Source organism: Psychrobacter sp. AOP7-B1-24, from assembly GCF_052376215.1.
Lineage (GTDB): Bacteria > Pseudomonadota > Gammaproteobacteria > Pseudomonadales > Moraxellaceae > Psychrobacter.
This window is the reverse complement of record NZ_JBQSVL010000012.1, coordinates 53,381-64,941: the sequence shown is the minus strand read 5'-3', so window position 1 is coordinate 64,941 and position 11,561 is coordinate 53,381. Positions and strand designations below refer to the sequence as shown.

The window sequence follows — 11,561 nt, the reverse complement described above, 5'->3', positions numbered from 1 at the left end:
GACAAACCAGTAGAACCAGTAATTTCACCCCCTCAAATCTGTTAATAGAACCACTCTAAACAGATTATAAATGTAGATTATTTAAAGTGTAATACTCACATACACTTTAGCCATATTTATTTGTAAGGGTCGTTATTATTAACGATCGCCGTTTAAACATCAATAGCTCAAAAATATCCAACACAGCGTAAACATTGCCATAAATACCTTATCTTACTTTTATGCTAATTTGTTAGTACTTACTCATAGCAATTAGACCATAAAAATAAGAAAAGGTGTCGCTCATGTCTACATCGATTATTTTGGAGCCTGACTGGTTCACTCGTCCGACCTGTGTGGTCGCTGCTGACCTGATTGGTAAAGTCTTATGTCGACAACTGACAGATAGTGATGGACAGCAAAAAACGCTACGTATACGTATCTCAGAGACCGAAGCCTATATCGGTGAAAGTGATCCAGCCTGTCATTCACATGCAGGCAGCCGAACCGCCCGTACACAAATCATGTATGAGGCAGGCGGTGTGTTTTATGTATATCTTACTTATGGTGTACATCATATGCTGAACCTTATCAGCGGTGCTTCAGAATCTCCTGAATCAGTATTGATTCGGGCAGGGTTTTTAGCAGCGGGCAGTGACCGCTTGCGAGAAGAGCAGCAGCTCAGTCTAGATAAGCAGTTTACTCATCCTAAACAGTTCGCAGGTCCTGGTAAGTTAACGAAGCGTTTGCAAATTGATCGTGATTTATATGGCAAAGTGATTAGTCCAGAGTCTGCAGTTTGGATAGAGGATGATGGGTGTCAGCCTTCAATATCACTGCGCCCACGTATTGGTATTGATTATGCAGGTGAAGCAAAAGACTGGTTACTGCGTTATGTTTGGACCGATCATGTTTCTCTATCCAAAAAATAGTATCGTCTGTAGATTGGACAGTTTAACCTTAATGTATTTTATGAGATTAATGTAGAGAGGATGAAGGGTATGTATAAACTCACCGTTTTTATTCCAGAAGACAGCTTAAATACAGTTAAATCTGCATTATTTGCAGCCGGAGCAGGCACGATAGGAAACTACGAGCACTGTTGCTGGCAAACTCAGGGCACGGGTCAGTTTAAGCCGTTAGCAGGCAGTAACCCACATATTGGCACGCATAATAAGCTTGAAGAGGTTGATGAGTGGCGAGTGGAGATGGTGGTTGATGAGTCGTACATCGAGGCTGTGATTACAGCACTTAAAAATAGCCACCCGTACGAAACGCCTGCTTACGATGTCATTAAAGTATTAGCGTTTTAAAGTTCAAGCGCTAATATCGTCAGACACAGTAAACCATCAAGCTGAGATGGTTCTTATTTGGGATTGATGTTGGGATTAATAATAGCAAGGTATGATTCGTTTTTTTAACTGCTAATTTCTTTACCTGCGATTTTTTTCGTCATATTTTTTGTCATCATTTTTACCCCTTCTATCATCTCTTTTATCATTACTATTTTTGTTTTTGTCTTGCTTTCTGTCCTTATATTTACTCTTATTGCTATGTTCTTTTTTGCGTACATCTTTATCGCGATGGTTGTTGTAAACTTTACGATGTAAATCTTGAGGCAGCTGATGGCTATAGTTAATCGCATGACTGTTACGATAAACAGGGCGATTATCGTGAGGTGGCGCTACAGTGGCACATCCTACTAGCGTTCCTAGTAGAGCGATAGACAGCCCAGAGGTTGAAAGTGTTCTTATAATTGAGCCTTGTGGGGTTCTCATAATGAAACTCCTTGTTATATGCCTAGCAAAATGAACGTACGTTTTTAACTCAAAAAATAGGATTACAGCCGTACTATAGTTAGTCTTAAATAAAAGAGATACAAATATAACGGTGCGATTTTGGCCTACACTTTCCTTGTTTGTTGTATTACGTAGGACAGAGGCTACGCAAAATGCACCCAGTAGCGCTGTATTTGTTTTATAGCGGAATAATAATCAGCCTAATATTGGTTGATGCCCATTATGTGGCGGCTTGATTTTAGTGCAGCGCAAAATTTTAGTACGATATAAGTCAATGAAATATATCACTATATCATAGAGTATAAAACTTGAGGTTAGATGTCATTTGCGTTAAGACGTTGTAAGTGACATGCGGATAATCGGACAGCATTATCAAGACAATTAACGAACAATAATAAATAATGAGAAAAAAATGCCATTCGAACTGATTTTGTTTTCAGGATTTGCAGGCGCAACTGTTTTTATAGGTGGCGTACTGGCCAATATATTTGACCATCACATCAAAGAAAGCGCTTTTAAGTCACAATTGGTTCATACACTCATGTCATTTGGTGCTGGAATTATACTGTCAGCATTAGCCTTAGTGCTAATACCCAAGGGTATGGAGGTGCTGAGCATTTGGGGTGTGATGGCATCGTTCTCACTAGGTGCTGTGCTGTTTATGTTCATTGACCGTAGACTGGCAGAGTCAGGAAGTCAGCAAGCGACGTTGCTAGCGATGATGATGGATTTTGTACCCGAATCTATTGCTCTTGGGGCAGTTTTTGCCATCGAACCACAAATGGCGATATTATTAGCAGTATTTATCGGTTTGCAGAATTTACCTGAAGCTTTTAACTCTTTTCGCGATTTGGTACAGAGTGGTTTCAGTGTCAAAAAGACCTTGGCTATTTTCTTTGTATTGAGTTTCTTTGGTATTATTTCCGCGCTGATTGGACATTTTTTATTGAGTCAACATCCTAGTATGACAGCACACCTTATGACTTTTGCGAGTGGTGGGATACTTTATCTGTTGATTCAGGATATTATTCCTGAGAGTAAGCTAAATAGTAATTATATGACTTCGTTAGGCGCAACGTTTGGGTTTTTGATTGGTGTTGTCGGTGAAATGCTTATCTAAAAATAATTTAAACTTGCTCGTTATAAAATAATTGTAAGCATATGCTTACACGCAATGACGCTTACGCGACTTAACATGAGGTTCATATTTAGGCATTATAGTCACACGGCATTAGAAAATGTGACTCAAGGACTGAGTTGACCGCATTAAGGATAATGATTCACTTATTACTATCAGGATGAAAATAATAAGTGAAGTAAGGACACATGACCGATGCTGATAGTAGTGAATGCTACTATAGGTAGTAAAAGGGCAGGATGCCCAGTATCACAATGTACTGAAGATTGTGCAAGGATGCATAAGAAACAGTGGTGATAAGTAACATGGATCGTTAACAATAAAACCGCATAACAATTTATTGCTATGCGGTTTTATCGTGTCTGGACGATACTTACCTAGTATGCAGTTTTGTACTAATAGCTAGGCGCTAGTTATTACTGTCTATCAGCTAGGCAATGAAAAGCCGCATAGAACTCTATGCGGCTTTTTAGTATTTTATGACACTATTTTTTATGACACTATCTGTTGCTGTCTGTGCTATTGCTATCGGTTCTATGCATTAATACTTGTTTTGGCGGCGCCAGTCGTCTACTTCGCGCTCGGCATCCTCTTTGGCATGGCCATAGCGTTCTTGTACGCGGCCAACCAGCTTGTCGCGGCTGCCTTCAATATGAGTTAAGTCATCATCAGTCAATTCTGCCCATTTTTGCTTTGCTGAGCCTTTTAACTGGTTCCATTCGCCTTTCAAAGTATGTTCGTTCATGGCTGTCTTCCTTTTCTATTGATTGATTTATTAAAATAGTTACATCGTTGTTGTTCTTAGTGCTATCAGTTTTTTCTTATTGTGGCGTTTTATTATTATTTATTGTAATTATCGTCTAACATTAAACAAAGGCAATTAGTGGGTACGTATTTTATTATTGTTATCTATACCTAGTTTTTATTATTTTGACTAATTTGTTTACTGCCTTGTGGTACTAAATATAGGCCGTTTTACCAAAGGTGTCTGTGGAACCAATGTTTATAGTGTTGCTTAATTATAATTAATGAACCTGCCGTGTTACTTATGCATGGGTTATGTCAAAGCTGGCTCAGTTAGCGTGAGTATAGGTAACCAGATAGGATGGCGCTTTTTATAAGTTAATGATTTTTAAATTTTTTTATTTAATGGTGTATTGGTAAGTATTTATTGAAACCAGTATTTGCTGTTACTGCCAAACGATATTAGCCCTTACCATTATTATGTTTATCACAAAAAACCAGTGCTATAAGTAGCACTGGTTTTTATACTATAGTCCTGATTGATATACCGTTATTATCAAAGGTTTACCTTAATCAAGCATCAGGCTTGGCTAACGTGGCTAAATAAGAGTGATAACGTTTGGTGAGTATTTTTTGCCGAACTTGGTCAGCAATTAACGAGCATACTGCCGAGGTATTGGTTTTGGGCGATTTGCCTTTACCCATACGTTGCAACTGATGCTTAATAACCGCCATGGTCGCCACTGCTGCAAGCGTTTTGTCTTTCCAGCGTACCACAGGGTTATGTGCGCTTAGGGCATGGTTGGTTTTCCAGCCGTTGGGCAGGGCAGGGTTCATGGCTAAAGCGGTGCCAATACCTACCACATCAATACCTTGTGCTAATACGTTTTCTGCAACGGCTAAGCGTCTGACACCGCCAGTGGTCATGACTGGTATGGTGGCTGCTTGTGCAATGTCTGTTGCAAAATCTAAAAAATAGGCTTCTCTTTGTAAGGTTCGGCCATCTGCTGCTGTGCCTTGCATGGCTGGGCTCTCGTAACTGCCGCCAGACAATTCAACCAAATCAACTGCCAATGTGTTTATGGCCGCAATCACTGCTTTTGCATCATCAGCATCAAACCCGCCACGCTGAAAATCAGCGGAGTTGAGTTTGACTCCAACGGCAAAAGTAGGGCTAACATTGGCACGAACCGCTTTAATAATGGCAATCAGCAACCGCATACGGTTTTCGATAGTGCCGCCGTATTCATCATCACGTTTATTGGTAAGTGGTGATAAAAATTGCGACACCAAATAACCATGCGCCGCATGAATTTGCACCCCATCAAAACCTGCTTGCTCGACTTTTACGGCAGTATCAGTAAACCGTTGTATCAGTTGCTCAATGTCTTGCTTAGTCATGGCGCGAGGTTGGCCAAATAAATGTGAGTGCTTGCCCAAGTCAACCGGTACATCAGATGGTGATAACACATCGCCGCCCATTGCTGCATATACTTGGCGGCCAGGATGGTTAATTTGCATCCAAACATGGGTATTATTTTGTTTGGCAGCGCGCGACCATGCTTTAAACGGTTCTAGATCGGTATTTTTGTCTAACACAATGCCGCCTGGGCCTGTCATTGCGCGGCCATCAACCATTACGTTGCCAGTAATTAATAAGCCGGTGCCGCCTTTTGCCCAACGCTGATACAAACGAAAAATAGCAGGACCAGGAACCTGCCCTTTGTCGGCCATGTTTTCTTCCATTGCCGCTTTTGCTAACCGGTTTGGCAGTGTGGTACCACATGGTAGTACAAAAGGTGAAAAAACAGCTGACGTCATGACAGTATCCTAAAAATGATGGGTGGTGAGACTAGGCGTGTCTTCAGTTCAATCGATAGACATCTAAATGGGTTACAAACGGCTGACTCTTACCAAAAGGCGTCAACACGCCCTAATAACTCAATATTATTTGCGCTATTTTTTTTGGTTTGATGTCCATTTATCATCATTTTGATGACCATTTTTAAAATGAACACACACCCTAAAAAGTTAATACTTACAACATACTATACCGTTTTAGCGCTCGACTTATTATTTAAATGGCTATAACCTTATAGGTGAAAATATAATGGCTTATTAATAAGCACTCTTAATACGTACTATTAATTGTCATTTCAATAGTGATTGATCGCGTTATTTGATAGACCGCCATTTGATAGACAGTGATTTAGCGTAGCGCCATTTAAACACTTATAGTCGAATCACTCTTAAAGTGTTACGGCGTTAGACTCGCTTAGCCTACTACTGTAGTACTTGCGCTCGTCTGCCTTGTATCATTTTTAACATTGATTGACTATACATGCATAAACAAGTACATACCCCAAATAAGGATACTTTTTTTGGCCGCCCAAATGTTAGACGCATACTCACAAGCCCCAACAACAGCTATGGCCTCTAAACGTGAGCAAGCAAAAGCCAAAACTCGCCGCGCTTTATTAAAAAGTGCGTTACGGCTGTACAGCATAGAGGGTGCTCAGGGCATGAGTATGAACAAAGTAGCCAAAGGAGCAGGTATTGCGCAGCCCAGTTTTTATAACCATTTTGATGGTTTAGAGGCGTTGCAAAATGAGCTGAGTGCGCAATTACAGGCCAATTATTTGTCGCCCATGCGTGCCGCTTGGATAAACATGGTTACCGATTACGACACGTTGAGTAAAACCGCTTTTAACGAGCGCTGCCAGCACTGTTTGACAATGATTTTTGAGGCCGCTTTTAAAAACATCGGCTTGTTTCAGCACTTGCTAGAAGATCGTACGCGTATGGGCGGTAATATAGGCGATACTACGGCAGCTATGGCACAAAATTCAAGTACATTAACCAGTGGTTTGGGTCACCTTATTAACGACATACAAGCCGAGTGGACGCAGATATTTATACAAGGGTTGCAGTTAGCTAACCGGACAGTAGACCGCACTGCGGTACACCTTTGTGTGGATATGGCTGCGGCACAAGTGCATGAGCTGATTTTGGGTTGCCATCAACAGCGCTACTCAAAAAAGCAAGCCATTACGGCATTGAGCGCCAGTTTTGATGCATTGTTCGCCAAATTTTTGTACAGAAATGCGTTAGATAACCATATAGTTGATTCAGTTTAAAAGATAACCTTTTTAATATTATTTTGCATGGAAGCAACCATCGTGAGTACCGATTCACATTGTGATAACAAGGACTCACAAACACAACAAGGAGCGTGACTGTGGGTATAGCAATAGAAACGGCTAACGAGCACATACACTTTAGAACCTGCACATTGTGCGAGGCCATGTGCGGTGTCGAGATAAAGTACGAGGGCGATAAAGTATTGTCTATCAGGGGCGATAAAAACGACCCTTTTTCGAAAGGTTATATTTGCCCAAAGGCCACTGCGTTACAGGATTTGTATGAAGATCCTGACCGCTTGCGCCAACCTGTCGAAAGAACAGCTGATGGCTGGAAGCCACTAAGCTGGCCAGAAGCGTTAGACAAAGTGGCCGCTGGTATTCAGTCTGTTCAGCAACAATATGGCCAAAATGCAGTGGGGGTGTATTTGGGCAACCCCAATGTTCACAATATGGGCGGCATGCTCACCATCAAACACTTATTAAATAGCCTCAAAACCCGCAGTCGGTTTTCTGCCACGTCAATCGACCAATTACCGCATCATATCGTCAGCATGCACCTGTTTGGTCATATGCTGCGTATACCAGTGCCTGATGTGAACCGCACCCAATATATGCTGATTATTGGCGGTAATCCGCTGGCGTCTAATGGCAGTATTATGACTGCGCCCAATATGCGCCAAAAACTCAAAGACATTAAAGCGCGCGCGGGCAAAGTGGTGGTGATTGACCCACGCCGCACAGAAACCGCCGACATTGCCAGTGAGCATCATTTTATCCGCCCTGCCACAGATGTCTTATTGTTATTGGCCATGCTAAACGAAATCTATGCCCAAGGTTACGCCAAACTAGATGGCAAAGCGGCAGCATTGGCACCAGAGATTGACCGTATTGCTGTTTTTGCTAAGGCCTATACGCCAGAAGCGGTGGCAAGCATTACAGGCATTACCGCATCTGCCATCAAAGGTATTGTAAAAGATTTTTGCGAGGCCGAAAGCTCGGTTTGTTACGGCCGTATGGGCATATCGGTACAAGAGTTTGGCTTGCTCAGCCAGTATTTATCTATGGTGATTAATATCGTGACTGACCGTTTAGATGAGGTTGGCGGCTTGATGTTTCCAAATCCGGCTATTGATGTGGTGAACAGCTCAGGGCCGGGTTATTTGGCCAAACGCCGTAGCCGTGTGAGCAATTTGCCCGATTTTAATGGTGAGTACCCAGTGGTGGCCATGGCCGATGAGATGTTGGTGGCAGGAGAGGGTCAACTAAAAGGGTTTGTTACCGTTGCTGGCAACCCTGTTATTAGTACGCCAAACGGTGAGAAGTTAGATGAGGCGTTATCTCAGCTAGACTTTATGGTGTCGCTCGATTATTTTGTGACTGAAACCAGTCGGCATGCCGATATTATTTTACCGCCCGTATCGCCCTTAGAGCGCGACCATTACGACATTACCTTTAACGGTTTTGCGGTGCATAATGTGGCCAAATATTCGCCTGCACTGTTTGCTAAAAAAGACAGCGAGAAGCATGATTGGGAGATTTATTTAGAGCTGGCCGAGCGTTTAGATAAAGATGCACCAGAAGCTACCCAAAAAGAACGCGCGGCAACAAAAGCGTTTGGTCCTAAGTTCTTGTTAGAGCAAGGTCTAAAGTATGGACCTCATAAAGAGGTGACATTTGAAGCCCTCATCGAAAACCCGCATGGTATCGATTTGGGCCCATTACATCGTATGTTGCCAGAGGCTATTAAACATGCCGATAAACAAATTCATCTTCATGTTGATTTTTATGAGGACGATTTGGCACGCGTGGCCGACATGGTGCAACAGTATAATAGTGATGAGATTCTGCTGATTGGGCGGCGTCATGTGCGTAGTAATAACTCGTGGTTGCACAATAGCCACCGGTTGGTAAAAGGCAAATCGCGCTGTACTTTAATGTTGCACCCTCAAACTGCTGAGCAGCATGGTATTAAAGATGGTCAATCTGTAAAAGTTACCTCACGCATCAGTAGCGTGGTAATTGCAGCCGAGGTAACAGACGAGCTGATGCCTGGGGTGGTGAGTATTCCGCATGGCTTTGGGCATGGCCGTAAAGGGGTGAAGCAGAAAATTGCTCAAGCACATGCAGGTGTTAGCGTGAATGATTTGACTGATGACACGTTGATTGATCAGTTGAGTGGTAATGCTGCCGTTAATGGTGTGCCTGTACAGCTAGAAGCCTTGAACGTAGCTGCAGATAGTTTATCTACGGATACAGAGATTGCAGCGGAAGGCGCAGTCGCATAAAGTTAATGATAAGTTCATAGACAAACAAAAAAGGCGTTCACGTAAAGTGAGCGCCTTTTTTTTTGCAATCTGAATATATCGCTGACTCGATTAGACACTCATACCCACAAAATCAAAATCGACGTTAGGAGTTTCACCTTGGATTAATAAGCTAATCGCTTTTGCAGATCCACAAGAATGTGTCCAGCCCAATGTGCCATGACCAGTATTGAGCCATAAGTTATCAAACGTGGCTGCAGCATTATGACTACCATGTTTGACTTGACCGCAGTGTGCACGGCCAATCAGTGGTACGTTTGAGGGTGTCATGGGGCGTAGGCCTGTCCAGTATTGTACCGAGTTTGCAATAATACCTTTGGGGAACAACTGCTGCACACGGCGGGTAATGGCCTCACAGCGAGTGGCGTTTAAATCTAGGTTGTAGCCATTAAATTCTGCAGTACCAGCAACTCGTAGCTTGTTGCCAAGCCGCGAGGCGACCAGTTTGAACTCATCATCAATCAAGCTGACAAAAGGCGCTAGGTGCGGCGCGCGTGGGTTCACGGTATAGGTGGCCGAGTAACCTTTTGCCGGAAAAATCGGCACATGAATGCCCAGCGGTTTTAATAAGCCAACGCTATAACTGCCCAGTGCCAACACATAGCTATTTGCCGTAAACGTTTGCGCGTTTTCACCTGTTGGCCGAATGGTCACACTATGCACGTGCGGGCGTTTGGTACTAAGGTCCGTATCGTTATCGGTATTAATGGCAACAATCTCGGTATCGTACATAAAATGCACGCCAGCCTCGACACAGCGCGCTGCCAAACGCTGGGTAAATAAATGCGCATTGCCTGACTCATCTTGGCTGGTATAGGTAGCGCCAGTCAGTTTATGCGCAATGGGCGATAACGCAGGCTCTAAGCTGACGGCATTGTTAATATCAATCACATAGCGCTCACAGCCAAGGGCTTGCATACGCTCGGTGGGTTCAATGGCGGCATCAAACTCAGCTTGGCTGGTATAAAAATGCATGATACCGCGCGTTTGTTGCTCATACTCAATACCAATATTGGCACGCAGTTTTTGTAAGGCATCTCTGGAATATAACCCCAAACGTACCATTTGTACCAAGTTGGCATCGGCTTTGTCGGCACGGCATTCTTGTAAAAACTGCATTGTCCACTTAAGCTGGGCTTTGTCGGCACGTAAGCGGAACAGCAGCGGCGCGTCTTCTTTAAAAAGCCATTTTAGCGCTTTTTTTGGGGTGGCAGGGTTAGCCCACGGCGTGGCGTGCGATACTGATATTTGACCGCCATTGGCAAATGAAGTTTGTAAGCCTGCTGCCGGTTCGCGCTCAATCACAGTCACATCATAGCCTGCTTGACGAAGATACCATGCAGTGGTCACACCCACCACGCCTGCTCCCAGTACTGCAATATGTGTCATAGGGTTTTCTGCCGTGCCTATAAGGTCTGTTTGATATTCAAATATTAGGGCTGATGATTGCTCAAATTGCACCAGATTTGGATGTTCAACAGACCCTAAAATAGTAAAATAACTAAATAGTGAAATAACTAAATAGTGTTTATTGATAACCCGTCACGCTATTTAGCGCGAGCAACATCTGCCTGTAAGGCGGCTGGCAAGTCGAGCGTGGTGAGTGCGCTGTCGGCAAGGTGTTCTGGACGTGCAACCACTAATGCTTCAAAATCGTGGTCGGTTGCAATGGCATTGACAACTTGAATTTTATCTAGCTTGTCACCTGCACTGGGTAGTACATCTTCGCCTTGTACGTAATGCAAAAATGCCTTAGGCGCAGATTTAAAGTAAATACGCGCAATCACCTCTTGCCCTAAGTAACAGCCTTTGTCGTAATCCATACCGCCGCGCTGATGCAAGCGCAATTCTTGTGGCTGAAACTCGCCTTGGGTGGCGGCAACTATCCAATAATTGCCAGTAGCAATGCTACATTGCATCCACGATTGTGTGTCCTGTTCGGTGTTGTGCGTATCGTCATGGCTAAAGGTCGGCTCATCAGCAAGCACACAAGGATAAATAAAGATTGGCGCGCTGGTATCAAATTTGGAAAAAGCGCCAAACTTTTTGAGGTGGGCAAGTAGCGAGTCTGTACAGTCGGCACTGATCACCACATCAAAATGTTGCTCGGCTTGTTTTTTAATCCAAATACCAAACTCAATACGGCCTTTTAAATTGCAAATAGCGGCTGCTTGGTAATTCAGCCCCAGTTTAGTCACATCACACGTAAGCTGTCCTTGTAAAAACTTTTCGGCATCTGCGCCTACAATGCTAATTTGTTGAAACTGTGGTATAGAAACATGACCCATTGTTATTATCCTTTTAATGTCAATTTATTCATTAAAGACGTCAGTGTTGATTTTTTTGATAAAAAACTGTCTACGTAAATGTAAATGAGACTAAGAAGAGTACCACAAAAACTACCGTCATAAAAAACGTCAGCGCTAAGTGGTCA

General features: G+C 43.1%; 10 protein-coding genes. 5 read left to right on the top strand and 5 right to left on the bottom strand.

The window, feature by feature from the left end:
• Positions 1-284 precede the first annotated feature (284 nt).
• The gene (locus ACT3QP_RS04545; protein ID WP_444524634.1) at positions 285-911 is read left to right on the top strand and encodes a DNA-3-methyladenine glycosylase; all 627 of its coding nucleotides are present in this window, start codon (positions 285-287) and stop codon (positions 909-911) included.
• 69 nt (positions 912-980) lie between these two features.
• On the top strand, positions 981-1,292 hold the full coding sequence (locus ACT3QP_RS04540) for an NGG1p interacting factor NIF3 (protein WP_444524633.1): 312 nt from the start codon (positions 981-983) through the stop codon (positions 1,290-1,292).
• A 120-nt stretch (positions 1,293-1,412) separates the two neighbouring features.
• Here ACT3QP_RS04540 and ACT3QP_RS04535 read toward each other — a convergent pair whose 3' ends face one another.
• Positions 1,413-1,757: a hypothetical protein gene (locus tag ACT3QP_RS04535; protein ID WP_444524632.1), complete on the bottom strand. Its 345-nt coding sequence runs from the start codon at positions 1,755-1,757 to the stop codon at positions 1,413-1,415.
• Positions 1,758-2,190: 433 nt separating this feature from the next.
• Between ACT3QP_RS04535 and ACT3QP_RS04530 the strand changes: the two genes are divergently transcribed.
• Entirely contained in the window at positions 2,191-2,898 is a 708-nt protein-coding gene (locus ACT3QP_RS04530) for a ZIP family metal transporter (protein WP_444524631.1), read from the top strand.
• A gap of 559 nt (positions 2,899-3,457) precedes the next feature.
• Here the strand turns inward: ACT3QP_RS04530 and ACT3QP_RS04525 are convergent.
• The gene (locus tag ACT3QP_RS04525; RefSeq protein WP_444524630.1) at positions 3,458-3,661 is read right to left on the bottom strand and encodes a CsbD family protein; all 204 of its coding nucleotides are present in this window, start codon (positions 3,659-3,661) and stop codon (positions 3,458-3,460) included.
• Positions 3,662-4,233: 572 nt separating this feature from the next.
• Positions 4,234-5,481 carry an NADH:flavin oxidoreductase/NADH oxidase family protein gene (locus tag ACT3QP_RS04520; protein WP_444524629.1) on the bottom strand — a complete coding sequence of 416 codons (1,248 nt, stop codon included), beginning with the start codon at positions 5,479-5,481 and terminating at the stop codon, positions 4,234-4,236.
• Positions 5,482-6,041: 560 nt separating this feature from the next.
• On the opposite strand from ACT3QP_RS04520, the gene ACT3QP_RS04515 reads away from it, so the two are divergent.
• On the top strand, positions 6,042-6,797 hold the full coding sequence (locus ACT3QP_RS04515) for a TetR/AcrR family transcriptional regulator (RefSeq protein ID WP_444524628.1): 756 nt from the start codon (positions 6,042-6,044) through the stop codon (positions 6,795-6,797).
• Positions 6,798-6,898: 101 nt separating this feature from the next.
• Positions 6,899-9,088 (top strand): molybdopterin oxidoreductase family protein, encoded by a 2,190-nt coding sequence (locus tag ACT3QP_RS04510; RefSeq protein ID WP_444524627.1) that lies wholly within the window; start codon positions 6,899-6,901, stop codon positions 9,086-9,088.
• A 90-nt stretch (positions 9,089-9,178) separates the two neighbouring features.
• Here the strand turns inward: ACT3QP_RS04510 and ACT3QP_RS04505 are convergent, their stop codons facing one another.
• Complete coding sequence (locus tag ACT3QP_RS04505) at positions 9,179-10,588, bottom strand: D-amino acid dehydrogenase (protein WP_444524626.1); 1,410 nt, start codon at positions 10,586-10,588, stop codon at positions 9,179-9,181.
• An 86-nt stretch (positions 10,589-10,674) separates the two neighbouring features.
• A complete protein-coding gene (gene ygfZ / locus ACT3QP_RS04500; RefSeq protein WP_444524625.1) occupies positions 10,675-11,415 on the bottom strand; it encodes a CAF17-like 4Fe-4S cluster assembly/insertion protein YgfZ in 741 nt (246 codons plus the stop codon).
• Positions 11,416-11,561: the final 146 nt, after the last annotated feature.